Origin of the sequence: Nostoc sp. KVJ20 (assembly GCF_001712795.1) — a bacterium.
Lineage (GTDB): Bacteria > Cyanobacteriota > Cyanobacteriia > Cyanobacteriales > Nostocaceae > Nostoc.
In genome coordinates, this window is sequence record NZ_KV757608.1 from 13,516 (window position 1) to 31,977 (window position 18,462).

At 42.2% G+C, this 18,462-nt stretch carries 17 protein-coding genes; 6 read left to right on the plus strand and 11 right to left on the minus strand.

Translation table 11 applies throughout. The annotated features are described in order from the left end of the window. Entirely contained in the window at positions 1-621 is a 621-nt protein-coding gene (locus tag A4S05_RS13820; RefSeq protein ID WP_069070406.1) for a tetratricopeptide repeat protein, read from the minus strand. 120 nt (positions 622-741) lie between these two features. Here A4S05_RS13820 and A4S05_RS13825 point away from each other — a divergent pair, with 120 nt between their 5' ends. The 3 genes from A4S05_RS13825 (at position 742) to A4S05_RS13835 (ending at position 2,872) form a co-directional block, all read left to right on the plus strand. Beyond that, complete coding sequence (locus A4S05_RS13825) at positions 742-1,221, plus strand: MEKHLA domain-containing protein (RefSeq protein ID WP_069070407.1); 480 nt, start codon at positions 742-744, stop codon at positions 1,219-1,221. A gap of 134 nt (positions 1,222-1,355) precedes the next feature. After that, positions 1,356-2,075, plus strand: coding sequence for a rhomboid family intramembrane serine protease (locus A4S05_RS13830; RefSeq protein WP_069070408.1), 720 nt, complete (start codon positions 1,356-1,358; stop codon positions 2,073-2,075). 125 nt (positions 2,076-2,200) lie between these two features. Next, the gene (locus tag A4S05_RS13835) at positions 2,201-2,872 is read left to right on the plus strand and encodes a rhomboid family intramembrane serine protease (protein WP_069070409.1); all 672 of its coding nucleotides are present in this window, start codon (positions 2,201-2,203) and stop codon (positions 2,870-2,872) included. Positions 2,873-2,952: 80 nt separating this feature from the next. Here the strand turns inward: A4S05_RS13835 and A4S05_RS13840 are convergent, their stop codons facing one another. The 5 genes from A4S05_RS13840 to A4S05_RS13860 all read right to left on the minus strand — a co-directional run bounded on the left by A4S05_RS13840 (position 2,953) and on the right by A4S05_RS13860 (position 9,932). Further along, positions 2,953-5,136 (minus strand): GumC family protein, encoded by a 2,184-nt coding sequence (locus tag A4S05_RS13840; protein ID WP_069070410.1) that lies wholly within the window; start codon positions 5,134-5,136, stop codon positions 2,953-2,955. 152 nt (positions 5,137-5,288) lie between these two features. Continuing rightward, entirely contained in the window at positions 5,289-6,626 is a 1,338-nt protein-coding gene (locus A4S05_RS13845; RefSeq protein ID WP_370684443.1) for a polysaccharide biosynthesis/export family protein, read from the minus strand. Between the two features lie 255 nt (positions 6,627-6,881). Then, complete coding sequence (locus A4S05_RS13850) at positions 6,882-7,604, minus strand: cyanoexosortase B system-associated protein (RefSeq protein ID WP_069070412.1); 723 nt, start codon at positions 7,602-7,604, stop codon at positions 6,882-6,884. Positions 7,605-7,747: 143 nt separating this feature from the next. Further along, the gene (gene crtB, locus A4S05_RS13855; RefSeq protein WP_069070413.1) at positions 7,748-8,641 is read right to left on the minus strand and encodes a cyanoexosortase B; all 894 of its coding nucleotides are present in this window, start codon (positions 8,639-8,641) and stop codon (positions 7,748-7,750) included. Between the two features lie 106 nt (positions 8,642-8,747). Next, entirely contained in the window at positions 8,748-9,932 is a 1,185-nt protein-coding gene (locus tag A4S05_RS13860) for a DegT/DnrJ/EryC1/StrS family aminotransferase (protein WP_084227102.1), read from the minus strand. Positions 9,933-10,686: 754 nt separating this feature from the next. On the opposite strand from A4S05_RS13860, the gene A4S05_RS13865 reads away from it, so the two are divergent. Beyond that, positions 10,687-12,240: a GAF domain-containing sensor histidine kinase gene (locus A4S05_RS13865; protein WP_069070415.1), complete on the plus strand. Its 1,554-nt coding sequence runs from the start codon at positions 10,687-10,689 to the stop codon at positions 12,238-12,240. A 318-nt stretch (positions 12,241-12,558) separates the two neighbouring features. Then, positions 12,559-13,977 carry an IctB family putative bicarbonate transporter gene (locus A4S05_RS13870; RefSeq protein WP_069070450.1) on the plus strand — a complete coding sequence of 473 codons (1,419 nt, stop codon included), beginning with the start codon at positions 12,559-12,561 and terminating at the stop codon, positions 13,975-13,977. A gap of 203 nt (positions 13,978-14,180) precedes the next feature. Here A4S05_RS13870 and A4S05_RS13875 read toward each other — a convergent pair whose 3' ends face one another. Both A4S05_RS13875 and smpB read right to left on the minus strand, forming a co-directional pair. Further along, positions 14,181-14,459, minus strand: coding sequence for a WGxxGxxG family protein (locus A4S05_RS13875; protein ID WP_069070416.1), 279 nt, complete (start codon positions 14,457-14,459; stop codon positions 14,181-14,183). A gap of 180 nt (positions 14,460-14,639) precedes the next feature. After that, positions 14,640-15,107 carry an SsrA-binding protein SmpB gene (smpB, locus tag A4S05_RS13880; protein ID WP_069070417.1) on the minus strand — a complete coding sequence of 156 codons (468 nt, stop codon included), beginning with the start codon at positions 15,105-15,107 and terminating at the stop codon, positions 14,640-14,642. 443 nt (positions 15,108-15,550) lie between these two features. Here smpB and A4S05_RS13885 point away from each other — a divergent pair, with 443 nt between their 5' ends. Beyond that, entirely contained in the window at positions 15,551-16,234 is a 684-nt protein-coding gene (locus tag A4S05_RS13885; protein ID WP_069070418.1) for a response regulator transcription factor, read from the plus strand. A gap of 45 nt (positions 16,235-16,279) precedes the next feature. On the opposite strand, the gene A4S05_RS13890 is transcribed toward A4S05_RS13885, so the two are convergent. From A4S05_RS13890 to murB, 3 genes are all read right to left on the minus strand, one after another. Further along, the gene (locus tag A4S05_RS13890) at positions 16,280-16,759 is read right to left on the minus strand and encodes a low molecular weight protein-tyrosine-phosphatase (RefSeq protein ID WP_084227103.1); all 480 of its coding nucleotides are present in this window, start codon (positions 16,757-16,759) and stop codon (positions 16,280-16,282) included. Between the two features lie 131 nt (positions 16,760-16,890). Next, positions 16,891-17,238: a YbaB/EbfC family nucleoid-associated protein gene (locus tag A4S05_RS13895; RefSeq protein ID WP_069070420.1), complete on the minus strand. Its 348-nt coding sequence runs from the start codon at positions 17,236-17,238 to the stop codon at positions 16,891-16,893. Between the two features lie 213 nt (positions 17,239-17,451). After that, positions 17,452-18,453, minus strand: coding sequence for a UDP-N-acetylmuramate dehydrogenase (gene murB, locus A4S05_RS13900; RefSeq protein ID WP_069070421.1), 1,002 nt, complete (start codon positions 18,451-18,453; stop codon positions 17,452-17,454). Positions 18,454-18,462 lie beyond the last annotated feature (9 nt).

Sequence of the window (18,462 nt, forward strand, 5' to 3'; positions counted from 1 at the left end):
CTATATCCACCCTCGTAATTTTTTATGTACCTGCGCTAAATAGCACATATAATCATCAATTTTGTAATTATCAGCAGCTTTCACTATGTAATCCTGAGCTAAATCAAGATTATTTTGAGCTTCGTAATATAATCCCAAGTAAAGATGACTGTAAAAACTTCCTTTTATTCCTTCTGATTGACCAACAGTTAAAACATCATCTGGTGTACAATTTCCTGCATACAAATCATATACGCATTGCATAATACGTCGAGGGTCATTTTTCACAGTTAGTAAAGAATTACGTGCCTCTTCAACCCCTAAAGAACGAGCTATGCAGAGATATCGCCATACTGTTTCTTCTACATCTTGAGCATTCACTGTCAAATCTATTTCAAATTGTTCAGCGCCCTCAGCAAATCTTTCTGCATAATAATACGATAATCCCCGTTGCCAGAGATACGGTTTAATACGGGTGTCCAATTGCTCCGCCATATCAAAATCTTGAATAGATTCATCAATCTTGGCCAGTTGAAAGTTAACCATGCCTCGACGAATGTAAGCATTGGGATTTTTCGGCTGATTGCGAATGGTTTCATTCCAGCGCTGGAGTTGATTTTCCAGAGAATTTGAAAAAAACATAAATTTGCTAGCTAATAGGCATTAAGTAGAATATTTTCAGGCTTGGGGAGAACTCGTCAACCCCTAAAATGAGTCAAGTTTTGTCATACTAAATTCTTGACGTTATATTTCTACTTTTTTATGACCAGTGTGATTGAGTTTCCTTGGCAGCAAGAGGCTATTATTCTCCACAGTCAATATCTAATAAATAGTTTTCAGCATTGGACAGGAAATTGTTTGCTAGATGCCAATGCTTCTGAATTTGAAACAGCAAAGGCGTTATTTGAAGCACCTTTTGTCTTAGTTTCTCACGGCACTGAGTCAGATCCAATTTTTAACTATGGTAATCGCAAAGCGTTGGAACTATGGGAGCTTTCTTGGGAAGAGTTTACCAAAATGCCTTCCCGAAAATCGGCTGAAGAGGTTGTGCAGGAAGAACGCGATCGCCTATTATCAGAAGCAACAACTAAAGGCTTTATCAATAATTATTCCGGTATCCGCACTTCTAGCACTGGTAAACGCTTCTACATAGAAGATACCACCCTATGGAACATCTTAGATGAACAAAATCAGCACTGTGGTCAAGCTGCTTTTTTCTCTAACTGGAAATTTATCTCATGAAACCTACTATTTCAGGGGGTAGTCCTACAATAAATCTTAAATATAATACTGAGATCCATCCATGAGGTAGAAGAAACTACTTACAAAATTCCGTATTGTAGAATCGCTGTCTTAACAAATTAGGAAAAACGCCCGTGGTTCCAATTAGCGATAATAATCCTGCAAAAATCACGCCTTATGTTACTTATGGACTGATTGCTGCCAACGTCCTCGCTTTTCTTTATGAAGCAAGTCTTCCCCCACAAGCATTAAATGGGTTTTTACACCTTGCAGCTGTAGTTCCACGAGAACTCAGCTTAAGCTTTGCAGGTGTTTCTGTACATCAACCAGTGCCAGAGTGGGCAACTTTGATTACTTCACAATTTCTGCATGGGGGATTGTTGCACTTAGGTGGCAATATGCTATTTCTCTGGATTTTTGGCAACAACGTTGAAGATAAGTTAGGTCATGCCAAATATTTACTCTTTTATTTATCTTGCGGTATTTTAGCATCCTTAACTCAGTGGTTCTTCGCTCAAGATTCTAGCATTCCTTCTTTGGGTGCAAGTGGTGCGATCGCAGGTGTCATGGGTGCATATATTCTCCGCTTCCCTAACGCCGAAGTTCTAGGCGTTGTACCTTTAGGATTTTTCTTCCCGACTTTCCGCGTTCCCGCCTATTTCTTTTTAGGATTCTGGTTTCTCGAACAAGCCTTTTACGGACTTGCTAGTTTTGAAACACGTACCAACATTGGCATGGAAAGCGGCGGTATCGCCTACTGGGCCCATGCAGGCGGATTTATCTTTGGGGCAATTCTCGGCCCCCTGTTGGGTTTATTTAGCGATAAATCCCTGAAAGAATCTTGGTATAAGTAACTCTTCATGTTATACTTCGTCCCTCAATCATACTGATTAATTTAATAGGTGAAATTGCCTAGCCTTCGCAACTGCTAGCCTTACAAGCTATATTGCAGTTAGTCAATAATTTAGGAAAAACACCTGTGTTTCCCCTCTACGATGAAAATCCGACGCGAATCACCCCGTATTTCACCTACGGGTTAATTGGCATGAATATTTTAGTTTTCCTTCACGAGGTGAGCCTGTCAAATGCACAATTGAGTCAGTTTTTCAATCAATATGCGGTAGTACCTCAAGAATTAACCACCAATTTGGGTGAAGAATGGATAACGTTATTTACGTCGCAATTTTTACACGGTGGTTGGTGGCACTTAATCTCAAATATGGTGTTTCTCTGGGTTTTTGGCAACAATATTGAAGATCGATTGGGTCATTTAAAATATCTGATTTTTTATTTGGCGTGTGGTGCTTTAGCTGCCTTGTGTCAATGGTTTATTGGCATGAATTCTGAGATTCCCTCCTTGGGGGCAAGTGGTGCAATTTCTGGAGTTTTGGGTGCGTACATTATCCGCTTTCCTCACGCTAAAGTCATGACTTTAGTTTTTTTGGGGATTTTCATCACCACAATCAGAGTTCCAGCACTAGTAATCATTGGACTTTTTGTTGTGCAAAATGTAATATCTGGTCTTGCTACTCTGCAAACAGCGGCTAATATGGCTGTGCAAACCGGTGGAGTTGCCTACTGGGCCCACATCGGTGGTTTTGTTTTTGGAGTAATTCTCGCTCCCCTATTTGGCTTGTTTAGGCGCGACTAAATACAGCATTTCCTAAAACTCGTAATGCTTATGAAAGCTCTGCGTATCCTCTGCGTTAAAATCTCCATATTTGGAAACTATTAGTTTTTGTTGGCACTCGCCGAAACTTCTTCAGATTCTTCCACCTCAGATGTAAATGTTGATGATGTCGATGATGGTGCAACTTGTTCAGGTGCAGAAACGGTGATATCAGCACCATTAATAATTGCTCCCAATAACCCTAGTTCAGCTTCCACTAATTGATCAATAGCCTCACCTAGCATATTCTCTTGTGTATAGTGTGGTCGCGCTACTAGTACGATCCCATCGCTGTAGGGCTGGATTAACAAAGGGTCATTAGATATGCTGAGAGGGCTAGTATCTAAAATCACTAAATCAAAACGTTCCCGCACATCCTCCATCAGCCGCCGCATTTCGCTAGATTCAAGAATAGCAGCGGATTGCCGTACAGGACCGGGGCTGGGGACAATGTATAAATTTTCTACATCAGGCACTAAACGAATACATTCACTCAAGTTAGCGTAATAACGCAGGGGTTCAATAGTTGCTTCAGGATCAGGAATTACATTCAGGGATGTACAACGGGAAGGCGATCGCAAATCTGTTTCGATAATTAAGGTTCTTTTACCAGCGCGGGCTGAAGCTACACCCAAGTTATATGCACTTGTTGTTTTACCCTCTAGGCTACTGGTGCTAGTAACCAACACCACCTTTAAGTTTTTACCACCAATCCGGCGCAGATTACTACGGAATTTCTCATAAAATTCTAAATAAGGAGAATCTTGGGAAAATAACACCGGCACAGCATCTTGATCCAAATCATCAACTGGCATTAAAGGCAATTCTCCCAACACTGCCACTTCCCGTTGCTTGAGACTCTGGCGGATATCCTCTCTGGTTTTGAAAGTTCCTTCCAGCGCTCCCAACAAAAATATCACCCCGCCACCAATTACCAGACCCAAGAAACCACCCACAGCAAGGGTAATAGGCACACTCTTCGGAGGTTTTAGATCGACAGTAACAGTGGGGCGTCTGGCAATGCTGAGACTGCTGGTAGTTTCTGCCTCTGCGGTTTTAGCATCGGTTAATTTCACCTGCATTTGATCATAGATAGCTTTTTTGAGCGCAACCTCCTGTTCTAAACGCGATCGCTCTAATTGCTTATTAGGTATCAGAGAATACTCTTGCCGTAGTCGCGCTTCTTGTTGGATTTCTTGAGTTAGTTGTTGTTGTAGCGTCTCTCGTTGGGTTTGCAAAGACACCATTTGGTTTGCCAATTGCTGGCGGGCTGGATCTAAGCTGCTTTGGGTGCGAATACCTGCAACACTACCCTGAAGCGGAGCGGCTGTTCCATCACCACCTAATACCTCAGAGGCACGTTGTTGCAGCAATTCTTCCGCAGCTTGTTTCTGACGTAGCAACTGAACCATCGTTGGGTGTTCCGGTCGCAAATCTTTTCTGAGCACGGCGATTTGCGACTCACTTTGATAAATTTGCGCTCGCAAGTTACCAATTATGGGATCAGCACTCAAAGCAGAAGAAATATAAGCCTGTCCGACTGTTAAGCCTAACTTATTTTGTAAACTACGAAGTTGCCCATCAACTCCAGAAATGGTTAATTGAATTTGCCGTTGGAGATTTTGGCTAGCAGTAATAGCGCTTAACAAGCTGCCATTCTCGGCTGCTAATATTGCTGTTCGCTCTATGCGATCGTACTGTTCCAACTTCTGTTCAGCAACTTGCAGTTCTCGTTTAGCTTGTGGTGTGCGATCGTTAATCTTTTCAATAATTGCTTGTAATCGTCCAGTATTGATATCACTGCTCAACTTGACCATTGCTTGCATCAATTCTGTCAAGACCTGTATGGCTCGTTTGGCATCACCATCGACATATTTCAATTCCAAGATACTAGATTCTAATTCTCCACTCCTAGGATTTTTTTTAGGTACAGAAAGGACAACACTGGCACCGAGCTTTTGCGGTTTGACACCAACTTTTTCTGCCACTGCTGCAATTATTTGGTTTGAGAGTAAAACTTCCTCATTCAGTTCCTTTCCTTGCTGTTGGATTTCACTACCAGTTGCAGAGAAAGAAACTGGTGGGCCACTATAAGTAAGTGCAGCAGATGCTATATAGCTAGTAGGTGGCTCTGGTTGCATAGCCACCACAGTTGACCCTGCTACAACTAAAGCAAAACTAGCTAGTCCAATCCACTTGTACTTATCAAAAGCAATAAGATAGCGCTTAACAATTGGTGGGGTCATGGCAGGGGCATATAGAATCAGTAATCAGTTGTCAGTTATTTAGTTATCAGCTGTCAATTTTGATTTGTTATTTTTCACCATTATCTTCTCTATCTCTCTCATCACAATTATCTCTGTTCATCTAGCAACAATCAGCAAAAAAGTGAGACTCACTAATTTGAACCACCACCACCGAAGTTGTCAAAAAATCGGAGAAAGGATTGAACATTAAAGAAAGGTTGGGTAATGGTAGTCAGGAAATTAGTAATTCTACCGATGAGGTTCCGACCAACAACAAGAACATCATTATCTTGAAGCGCTACATTTTGGGATGCATCACCGCCCAGAGCTTTTTTAGCATCAAGTTTCTGAGTAACAGCTTTACCTCGTTCAGGATCAAAGCGAACCAGAGCGATATCTCGAAGATTAGCAGTGTCGAGATTTACTCCTCCTAAAGCATCTACAAATGTACTGCCGTTAGGCAACGCTTGAATGGAAATACCTCCCGCAGCATAGTTTAAAACCCTGACTCTAATTTGTGGCACAGCCAAGGATGAACGTGCTACCAAATTCCGGTCATAACCGTCATCATTACCAACTTCACGACGCGGCACGAGGATTGCATCTCCGTCTTGTAAGCGTAAATTAGGGATTGAACCACCATTTTGCAGCGCTGCGTATAAGTCAATAGTTTGTGAAATCACAGAACCATCCATTAGCTTCCGACGTATTTGCACTTGTCGCAGGTCTGCATTCAACGTTGAACCACCAGATATTAGCAAAGCATCAGCAACACGGGGTGTTGTTGAATTAATCGGATAAATTCCTGGTCTAAATATTTCCCCACTAATGGTAACTTGGACTGGTCGCGTCCCTGCCAAGGATACTACCACGATTGGATCTGGGAAAAAGCGACTCAAACCCAAGCGAATTTTTTCTTGAGCTTCTTCCAGGGTTAAACCTTGTAATGATACCGTTCCCACTTGCGGCACTACAATGTTGCCTTCTGGACTAATTACAGCTTGAAAACCGAAGTCTTGACGCTGCGTTGCTAAGGCTAAAACTATTACTGGATCAACCACATAACGATTTAAACCCAAGCGAATTTTTTCTTGAGCTTCTTGCAAAGTTAAACCTTGTAAGAAAACTGTTCCCAGCAATGGCACTACAATATTGCCTTCTGGGTTGATTAAAGCTTGAAAACTTAAATCTGGAAAGCGCTGAACCGAAACGCTAATTCCATCTCCTATCCCTAAGCGGTATGGGCCAGGAGGACGCTGAAGCACAACGCCAATTATATCTCCTGGGCCCAAGAGGTAGCGGCTAAGTTGGGGGGAAATTTCGTCATTTGCACCTGGAGGTACAAATTCAGTACCTGGAACAGGCGAGGGGGGTTGCCTTGGTGATTGTCCTTGAGGTGGAAAGGGCTGGGCAACAACAAGTTGGATAGGTGTTGTTAAAAAAACTCCTACTTGAAGACTGGCACAACACAAGGCGCTGAATCCACGCATATAATAACTGGCATCTATAAACATCGGTGCAGAAAATACTGATATAGAAATTAGTCGCGCCGAGTGGTTATTCTACTCTAAAAATGTCCTAAATGTCTCTTTTATCTACAAGTATTTACTAAGAGAAGGAGAATAATTTTGCTAAATTTAATTTCTAACTTCATATTGTCAACATCTTTTAACTGAGTTTTAGGGTGAACGTAATTATAGAGATGCTTTTGATAAATTTTTGCCCAAAGGCATGGATAACAGACTCTACAAAGGGCCTGCCATCAATGCAGCTTGTACTGTTTCCCCAATCGACTGGGCTAAAGGCCAAGATGTTTCTACCTCCCCTAAAGGTTCCATTGGAATTAGAATACTTACACCCACCCAAGGAATGCGTTGCTGATGCCATTGTGCCAATTGATCCGCCAAAAACCAGTGGAAAGGTGATGGATTTCCGCCATCTGGCATAGCGTACCATTGCAAGACAGCGAAGGTTTGCTGTGGTGTGGAGGCGCGAAAGAACCTAGCTTTTACTTGAGTTTTGAGATTAGATGCCAACTTTGCAGGTGGTTTCACAGTAAATTCAGCAGAACGAGATTGAGCTACATCCCACTTTCCCCAGCGTGATCTTCCCCAGCCGTTAACGTCTGTCCACTCTACCTCTGGTTGATCCATAGGCCCATTTTGGGGCAGTAAAAGCAGGATTGCCTGGGATTCGGAACCTTCTTTTTTTATTACCTGCAAAGACCATTTATGTTCGCCAATTTGCTGTTCTGCTTGTTCAGTAGTTTGCCAAGCAGGAAGGGCTAACCCAGTCTTGCGGATCTGTCTTAACTCGTTGAGGGTAGTAACAGGGGGCGGCTGTTTCCATTGCCATTGTCCTGTCAGGTATCCGGGAACCCCTCCAATTGCCAGCAGCACTAGCAATAACAAAAGTGCTGCTACTTGACTCAATTGGTTTTCTTTAAAAAACTTGGAGAAGGAAGTCATCAGTAAAATTTGCAGTACTTAGGCAAAATTTTACTTTATAAAATAACATTGTGAGTTCAGTAATATTTAGGACTTATGGGGAGATGAGGGAGCAGGGGAAGCAAGGGGAGAAGAACCAATGCCCCATGCCCCATGCCCAGATTCTAACTTTCTACTTCTTGCTGAGTTTCTAGAGATGCTGAAAAATAGCTATTAATCCAATTCAGTAAGGGCACTAATGACACCAGCATACAAGCAGAGTAAAGATCACCGCCCCATCCGTCATGCAGCCATTTAAAAGCTCCTTCTTGACCTGTGCCATGAAAGAAAGTGAGTAAAGTATTACGAATGATATTGGCAGTAGTACTAACGATCGCAGCAACAGATAAAAACGATATAGTTGTGCGCCGTGAAGACAAAGCATCTGTCCAATACAACAGCATTAAGCCGACATAGAGAGTCGTAAACAACATTTTTAGCCCCGCACAATAGGGGGCAACTTCCACAATCCGTCCTCCTACGTAGAGATTTATCTCATCTACGGTTACTTCCATACCAAATTGATTCAGTATGAAACCTGCTGTACCAGCGATGAAGCTTTGGAGAGGCAAGGTATAGGGAGCAATCAGATAAGGCATTGCTGTTGGGGTTGCCAAAAATACTAGTAGCAGGGGAAATCCTTGCGATCGCAAACCTGATATTCCCTTAAACCATAAGCATAATCCTACCAAGATAACGGGCAACGAAATGTTAACCCACTCTGTAACACCACTAAGATAAAAAACTGCCCCTAATAGTAAGAAAACAGCGCCCAAAGGATGGATGGTATCTGGCAAACGTTTCCACTTTTTCCGGTTCATCCAACCCAGATAAGCCGCAAATGGTAGACCAATAATCCCGTGGCTGAAATATTCGTGTTCTGTACTAATATTTTTGTGCAGCCAACCATCCAACCAGTGTAGCAATATAGGAGCATAAAGCAGCAGCAAAACGCCTAATACAGCTAGATTTAACAAGCCTGATGCGTTTATGTTTTTAACCTGTTGCCGGAGTGCCATGATTTTAAGTATTAGTCATTGGTCATTGGTCATTAGTCATTGGTCATTGGTCATTTGCAAAGGATAAATGACAAAGGACAAAGGACAAATTAAGTATGAATTAATTTCAGGCTACCACGCTGCCCAGGTCAGCAGGAGATAGATTATCTACCTGATAAATTGTTGATACTGCATGAGCGATCGCTGCTACAACTTCTTTAACTTGGCTACTACTCAAACCAGGATACATCGGTAATGATAATATTTGTTTTGACAGTTTTTCTGCTTGGGGAAAATCTCCAGGCTGATAGCCTAAGTTGGTGAATGCTGGCTGGAGATGACAAGGAATTGGGTAGTGAATGCCAGTTTGAATTCCCGCTGCTGTGAGTTTTTCCTGGAGTTGCTGACGTTCTATTGGGCAAGAATCATCAACTTTAATGACATAAAGATGATAAACGTGTCCTGTATCACTTTGGTTTTCCATAGGGATAATGCCAGCAGTTGCCAAGGGTGCTAGTTCTTTATCATACTGCTGGGCAATAGTCAGGCGATCGCGATTCCACTGTGGCAAATATGGTAGTTTTTTGTGCAAAATCGCTGCTTGTAAAGTATCCAACCGGCTATTTGTACCTGGTTCAGTATGAAAATACTTTTGCGATGCACCATAATTTCGCAAACGCACCATCTTCTGGGCTACATCTGAATCTCGTGTCAGCAACATTCCCCCATCCCCAAATGCGCCCAAATTTTTGCTGGGATAGAAACTAAAAGCTGCTGCTATCCCTACTGAACCAGCGTGATATCCGTCTCTTTGGGCGAGGTGTGCTTGGGCTGCATCTTCAAAAACTAATAGTCTGTAGGTATCGGCAAAGTTCACTAGATCGCGTGGTGATACCATCTGACCATAGAGATGTACAGGAATAATTGCTTTAGTCTGAGGTGTAATTGCCTTTGCTGCGGCTTCTAAGTCAATTAAAGCTGTTTGGCGATCGCAATCTACCAGAATTGGCTTGGCACCAGCGCGGATTACCCCAATCAAGGTTGCGACAAAAGTATTTGCGGGTAAAATCACTTCATCGCCAGCACCAATATTACACGCTTGCAATCCGAGAGCGATCGCATCTGTTCCTGATGCAACACCAACTCCATATTCTGTCCCAGACACTCTTGCAAATGCGGCTTCAAAATCTGAGAGTGCTTGTCCTAAAATAAAATCTCCCTGTTCCAATACGGATTGGATTGCATCTTGTAATTGGGTTTGAATTGGTTCGTGTTGTAATTTCAGGTCTACAAAAGGAACTCTAATAGTCATTTTATTCATTACCAGTTGTCCTTAAAAATATTTTCTCGTGTGCAAAAAATAGAAAAGCCAACACAATTTTTGGCGGGAAATTGTAATAGGTTTAATCTATTGGATGGAGACTTATATCAACTATCGAGTACGTTATGGGTAATTCAAAACCACACCCTGTTCTGTTGATTGTCCGAAGTTGCCATTAGACTTCTTTGCAACTGCCCCTCCGACTTCTTTCAAAACTCAAAAAGCTGATAAATTAAGCTTTTCACAAATTTTGTAGCTTGCTTACTCATAGGGATATTGGTTGGTCTATTTACGTCATCCTTTACTAGGATTGTTAGCCCTGGGTACTATCTGTCATCAGTAAAAATTGCTATCAATAGTTACACTAACACAGTAGTTATATTAAGTAAATTTACTTTAAACATACCAGTAAAAAATTTTCTCTTATATACATAAATAATGACAGTCACTTTGTATTCTATCCTTAGCGTTAGGTTACCCTAGCTGAATCCAAATCTAACGCAGTCTGATTGCAAAATCTCAAGCAATAAAGACTACACCAGTGGTAAATAAAGAACATTCAGCACCAGTAAATCGTAACTGGTAGATACCACATTGTCGGCTTAGTGGAAGGAATAAAAAATTTTTGCCCCAAATTTGTTTGTCAGAGGCAAAATTAGGGAATGCTTAAAAATAGCAATTGATAACCCAGTAATAGGGCTTATATCAATTACAGTATCGAGAAATTATTAAGGTAGCAGTGGCAATGATAGAGCCTGAAAACAAATTATTTGCCCTAAAGGATGGTTGGGATTCTCATGAATCAAGAGAACAACAACGCCTCAAAGCTTTGTCAGATTTAGGTTTGCGGCAACCAGAAACGATTCCAGTTTTTGAAGAAGCTACACAGACTGCTGCCCATTTTTTGGAAGCACCAATTTCCATATTGGGATTTGTGGATCAAGAACGGCACTGGTTCAAGTCGGCGGTCGGCTTATCTAGGCTGGGATTAATGAATCATTTGGCACAAAGCCGCCAACTGTCACGCCGGGAATCCTTCTGCACTCAGGTAGTAGATAGCTATCAAATATTTGTAATTAATGATACGCATAAAATTACAGATCCCGTACTTTCTAGCAGCAAGTTGGTGCAAGATTATGGTATTCGTGCTTACTTAGGAGCGCCACTGATTGATGCTGAGGGACATTGTTTGGGTGCATTGGCGGTGATGGATTTAGTACCGCGCAACTTTACAACCAGAGACATTGAGTTTTTACAAATCATAGCTCGTTGGAGCATGAGTGAATTTGAACGTAACCGACTTTTGCAAGGGAAACTCGAATCAAACACTCCCAAAAATGCTCCTATATTTTCACTCAATGACGAACTTAACACAGAGATTAAAATCACCACACCCACCAAAGATAGCGACTCTGTTTCTACCAAGCAACTGAAACTGGAACTTTTAGGTCAGCTAACTCAGGAGTTACGCACACCTTTAACATCTGTACTCGGTATGGCTAGTGTTTTAGGACGTGAGATTTATGGGCCTTTGACGACTAAGCAGAGAGAATATTTAGAAATTATCCAACACAGTGGTCGGTACTTACTTTCCCTAGTAAACGAAATTACCGAACTAGGAGCTATCGATGAAAACTCAACTGTGCTAAATCTAGCTCCTGTGGATATTGAAATGCTATGCCAACAAGCTATCAATACCCTAGAAGAAGTAGCGAATCGCCGCGAGCAAGATATTCGCCTGTCTATAGAACCGGGACGCAATCGCATTTGGCCTTTAGATAAAGACAAGGTGCGGCAAATGCTGTATCACCTGGTTTTCAGTGTGATTCAACTTGCGGCTACAGGTAGCATTGTTCGCATTCATGTTTCTTATAAGGAAGATACGCTCAACATTACTATTTGGGTTTCCCATCCCTGGCTAGGGGACGGCATAACTGAGGTTGATCCTTACTTCCGTCTCAATTCTTTGTCACTGCTGGAACTGACAGGTGAGGTAGCAACTTACAATACTCATGCAGAAAACCAGGAGCAACTAGATAATTTATCAGTGGCAGTAGACAATTCAAAAAAATTGAGTGATTCCCACTCAAATTTCTTTGCTAGTAGTTCAGGTATAAATTTAGCTAAATCACATGGAAGTCTTTCTCGTGAAAGCTTGGGTCTATTACTAAGTTGTCAATTGGCAGAATTGCACGGTGGACACATTTTGATTCAAGGTTCACCAGAATCAGGATATCGTTATGTGCTTTCTTTGCCACTGCAACTAGCAACTCCTTCACAAGCAATTAGCGATGTTTAATCTTGGGGATTGGGGATTGGAGACTGGGAAAGATGTAAATATGAGTCCTATCTCTATTATTTAATTAATTCGTAGCGAATTCTCTGCGTGCTTCTGCGCTTACCTATGCGTTTAAATTTCAACCCTCAATTCACCATAATTTTACGTAAAGCTGTACTAAGTACATGAAAGACTATCTTAACTTTGTATTAGCTGATGGCTAGGAATAAGAGCGCCATCATGCGATGTGCAATCTCCGTTATTACCTTTTTATAGCTATAAGCATTATGATCAATTCCAAGTTCTGCGTCGGCAGGCTAATTGATCTCAATGTTTTTTATGAATTTAGTCTGGCAACGATTTACTTTATCATCTTTACCGCTCAAAGAATATCTTGCTACCAGTTACGTACACCGCTCTCTGGTGGGACTGTTGAGTTCTTGGCGGCAAACCAGCATTTTGCTCCAGTGGGGAGATGCGATCGCAGCGGCTTTACTCAGCTTAATATATGCCCTTGCACCTTTTGCTTCGAGTACGTTGGTGGGTTTGTTGCTGGTAGCTTGTGCAGGATTTTGGCTACTGTTGACTTTATCTGATGAAGTCATACCAGCAAATGTCTCGTCAGTCACTCCCATTCACCTGCTGGTATTGCTCTACTGGGGAGTTGCCGCAATTGCAACAGCATTATCCCCTGTGAAAAAGGCGGCACTTAACGACTTAGGAACCTTGACCTTGTATTTGCTACTATTTACCCTTTGTGCCAGGGTATTAAGGTCGCCTCGCCTCCGGTCTTGGATTATCATCCTTTATCTACATGTATCGTTAATTGTTAGTGTATATGGGTTACGGCAATGGTTTTTTGGAGCCACAGCACTAGCAACTTGGGTTGACCCAGAATCTCCTCTATCTAAGACTACAAGGGTCTATAGTTATTTAGGCAATCCCAACTTATTGGCTGGATATCTCTTACCAGCAGTAATTTTTAGCTTAGTGGCAATTTTTGCATGGCAGAGCTGGCTTAAAAAAGCTCTAGCATTAACAATGCTAATTGTCAATACTGCCTCCCTAATCCTCACTTTTAGTCGTGGTGGTTGGATTGGACTAGTAGTAGCATTTTTAGCTGTGATGGCATTGCTAGTTTATTGGAAAAGCGTCGAAATGCCTCCTTTTTGGCGTACTTGGTCGCTGCCGATTGTCTTGGGAGGTTTGATCGGCGTATTGCTGCTAGCAGTGATATTTGTAGAGCCAGTGCGCCTGCGAGTGTTCAGCATTTTTGCCGATCGCAAAGATAGCAGTAATAATTTTCGCCGAAATGTGTGGGATGCGGTCTTTGAGATGATTCGCGATCGCCCGATTTTCGGCATTGGCCCCGGCCACAACTCTTTTAATAAAGTTTATCCTCTCTACCAACGCCCTCGTTACACTGCTCTGAGTGCCTATTCGATTTTCTTTGAGGTGGCTGTAGAAACTGGCTTTGTTGGTTTAGGCTGCTTTCTCTGGCTAATAATTGTCACATTTAATACGGCATTTCTACAAATCCAACGACTGCGACGAATCAGAAGTGTAGAGGGATTTTGGTTAATTGGAGCGATCGCTACTTTGTTGGGTATGCTAGCTCACGGAACCGTAGATACTGTCTGGTATCGGCCTGAAGTCAATACCCTCTGGTGGCTCATCGTTGCCTTAATTGCTAGCTACTGGACACCTTTAGCTCAAAACCAGACAAATTCATCTCACTCAGAACCAACAGTAAACTAATCACTAGTAAATTGTCAGTTGTTTTCCTGATCACAACTGACAACTCACATTTTGGAATTTTGTAGACAGATAGCAACTTGCCAAAGGTTATTTTGAGTTGCTTGCACCAATTTTTAAAATTATTCCGACAGATAGATTCACAAAATCCAGATGCAATAGAGGATTCCCAATCCAAAATCTAAAATCCAAAATCTAAAATGCTATTAGTCTCTATAGGTAGTGGCACTTGGCGCATTAGGATCGCGATAAGCGGTCGGTTCGTTATCGCGCTTTTTGCCAGCCAAACCGGCTAGACCGAATAGACCAATTAATCCTAGCCAACCCCAATCAAAATCGTTGCGATCAGAAGTGGTCGTTGTTGGAGCAGTATTGACTCCGGGATCATTAGTTGTCTGAGCTTGTGCAGATAGAGTTAAGGGTAAAATTCCCATACTCAAGGTGAGAACGCCAGCGCCAATAGCTTTAATGAAATTACTTTTCATAAGTTGTGAAAATTCCTGATGCCATCCGAAGTTACTCACAACTGTATCGAGTTCTAACCTTAACAAAATCAATCTGCGGCTATAAACTAGACATTTTCACAACTAACGCTATGGATAGACAAAATACTTTGATAGCAATCTGTTTCTCCCTCTGGTGTGGTAGTTTGCTTACACTAACCGTTAATAGCTTTTCATTGCCCGTTGAATGTCACGCTGGTCTTGGCGTCGTTTCAAGTCTTCTCGCTTATCGTGGAGCTTTTTACCTTTGCCAAGGGCTATACTCACTTTTACCCAGCCTCGTTTGAGATACATTTTCAAAGGGATTAAAGTTAAACCCTGCTGTTCTACTTTGCCAATTAGCTTACGGAGTTCTTGACGATGCAATAGTAGCTTGCGTGTACGCCGTGGCTCATGATTGAAATACTGTCCACTAGCGTTGTAAGGCGAGATATGAATATTGATCAACCATGCTTCGCCATTGCGAAGCAAAGCATAGCCATCTTGGAGATTGACTTTACCCGCACGAATGGACTTCACCTCGGTTCCTGTCAACTCAATTCCAGCTTCGTAAGTTTCTAGAATTTCATACAAATAACGGGCTTGGCGGTTGTCGCTAATAACTTTGTAACCGTCGTTCTTGTCGCTCATTGATAATTTTGTGTGCTTTAAATGTACCTAAAAAGTTATTTGGATTGGCTTGTGAATTATAGGGTGTATCTTAGAACCGCTATAAATTATGAACTGTATATCACTAATTTAGCTTTTCTAAGTTCACAATTAAGACTTTTTTGGCAATATTGATTAAGTTAATAATTTATACTATGATAAGCATTTACTATGCCTTATTGATGAGTTGTTACAAATTACAAAGCTCTCTATGCCTCTCAAGCAGAGGGAGTCAAAGGTGAGTTAGACTTCGTTAACTCATCCTAAAGATTTAAGATTTTCTTTATAAATAAACCCTGAAGGCAGTCCTTAGCTGGTAATCCTGTCATAGTATGAAACATAAGAACACTATTATTATCTGTGTTCACCGATGGAGCACGTAGAAGTAAATTTCTGAGTAAAAAAATGCTAGGGGTGTACTATCCATGCCCTTGACGATCCTTGTAGTGGATGATGATTTGGGCACTCGTTTGTCTGTTAGCGACTATCTTGAACTGTCTGGCTACTCGGTGATCACGGCTAATGACGGTCGAGAGGCTTTAGTTATGGTAGATGACTATCATCCTGATTTGATTGTCACGGATATCGTCATGCCACAGATGAATGGCTATGAACTGGTGCGCCGGGTGCGTCAACAGCCAGTGTTTCGTTTATTGCCTGTAATTTTATTAACGGCACGCACTAAGACTCAGGAAAGAATTATGGGCTACCAGTCAGGGTGCGATTTATATTTACCCAAGCCTTTTGAACTGGAAGAGTTAGCAGCAGCAATTCGTAATCTTTTGGAGCGATCGCAAATCATTCAATCAGAGTATCGCTTTTCTCATAAAGAGAGCTTGGGCATTCCCACCTCAACAAAAACGGGGGATGCCCATAATTCTCTGTCCACTCAAATTCAGAAATCCCATCTGCACTCAGCCCTAACTCATAGAGAACAAGAAGTCCTAGAGTTATTGACTCATGGTCTTTCTAATGCCGATATGGGTCATCAGCTACACTTGAGTCCTCGCACAGTGGAAAAGTACGTTAGCAGTTTATTGAGAAAAACCTCAACCAGCAACCGAGCGGAATTAGTGCGTTTTGCGATGAAGCATGGTTTGGTGGAATAAAAGTTAGGAGTTAAAAGTGAGGAGTGAGGAATTAAAACTCCTAACTCATAACTCCTCACTTTTAACTTTTGTTAGCAGACCTTCACAAGCATCGATTAGTAAATCAATCACCTGATTAAATCCCTCTTGACCACCGTAATAGGGATCTGGAACTTCCTTTAGAGTGTGTCGAGAGCAAAACTCGCACATCAAACGCACTTTATGGTGATATTGCTTGGTTTGATCAAGAGTGAGGATGTTCTCATAATTTTCTTGATCCATCGCCAAAATCAAATCAAACTCTTGAAAATCTGACCTTAGAAACTGTCGTGCTTGGCCACGCAGTTTAATTCCCAATTTAGTAGCAGCCGCAGCACTCATACGTCTGTCAGGTGGGCTACCAACGTGATAGCTAGATGTACCAGCAGAGTCACAGAGGATGCCATCGCTCAAGCCAGCCTGCTCAATTAGATGATTCATGATGTTTTCTGCCGATGGAGATCGGCAGATATTACCTAAGCAGACAAACAGCAACTTGTAAGGCATAGATATTATTTGTCCTTTGTCAATAGTCATTTGTCCTTTGTCGAATGACCAATGACCCTTCGGGTTCACCAGTTGCTCATGGGGGAAACCCCCAAGACCGCACTGGCTCACCAATGACTAATGACCAATGACTAAAATCCAGGTAACTCCAACCCACTGGTTAATTCTTCCATACGTTCCCGCATGGTTGCTGTGGACTTGTTGTAGGCTTCTTTCATTGCCACTGTGACGAGATCGGAAAGTACTTCTGCACCTTCTCCCAAAGCATCTGGAGAAATTTCTACCCGCTTGGGTTCTTGGTTGCCACTGACAATTACCTTCACTAGACCGCCGCCAGATTCTCCTAGAATCTCCATTTGCTCCAATTCTTCTTGGAGTCGCTTTGCGCCTTCTTGAACTTGCTGTGCTTTCTTAAAAGCTTCGGCCAGTTCCTTCATTTTTCCTAAGCCAAAGCCAAATCCCTGTCCTTTTCCTGTCATAATTATTTGTACGCGTGTGCGTTGAATAACAAATCAAATTCAATTATAGATGCGGTAAGTAATTTGACTCTTTTTTTACCAATAATTAATGCGTCATGATCATCGGGAGTAGGGATTAGGGAATTGGGCATTGGGCATTGGGCATTGCATATTGGTTATTAATTCATCTCCCCATTCCCCATTCCCCATTCCCCATTCTTCACTCCCCATTCTTTATCCACAAGCACCTTGAAACTCTCCGAGCATTTTGACTTCTGGCTCTAAATTAATAGACCAACGTTCTTGTACTTGATGTTGGATGTGGCGAATGAGACAGAAGATATCACTAGCTTTTGCCCCACCTCGGTTAACGATAAAATTAGCATGGAGTAATGCTACTTGTGCTCCACCAATTTGGTAGCCTTTCAGACCAGTTTGTTCAATTAACCAGCCAGCACTGTAAGGTTTAGGATTGCGGAACACACTACCACAACTGGGGAAGTTGTATGGTTGGGTGCTTAACCGATGCTTTTTGTGTTCTTTGGTGATTGCTACAACTTTTGCTGGGTCTGCACCTGGCGCAAGTTGTAAGGTGGCTTGGGTAACTATGCGATCGCCACCTTGCAATAATGAAGTTCGGTAGCTATAACCTAACTGTTCTGGGGTAAGAGTCTCTAGCGTCCCATCGGGTGAAAGTACCTCGGCACTAACTAACATATCTGCGATACAGCTATTATGTGCCCCTGCGTTCATCACCACGGCACCACCTGCTGTTCCGGGAATACCAACAGCCCACTCCAATCCTTGCCACCCTAGCTCTGCTGCTGCCCATGCCAAGCTGGGAATTGATTCTCCGGCAGCAACGGTTAATTGACCTGTTTGGGGGTCAAAGTTGCTAAAGCGGAGATGACGAGTAGCAATGACTAAGCCTGATATACCGCCATCACTCACCAACAGGTTAGAACCTGCTCCCAGTGTTGTCACTTTTAAATCACGTTCTTTTGCGTATTTCAGACTTGCTTGTAGTGCTTCTAAGTTTCGGGGAGAAACGTACAAGTCAGCTGCTCCTCCAACTCTATAGGAAGTAAACGCTGACAAAGAAGCCTGGGACTTAATCGCACAATCAGTACTGGGTAAGTAAATTACTTCACTGTCCACTGAATTAGCTGTTTGGTGTTTCTTTGTATTCAAAGCAGAAACTTTGCAGACGTTTCCAACTGCCTGGGAAATGGTCATCTTTACTTT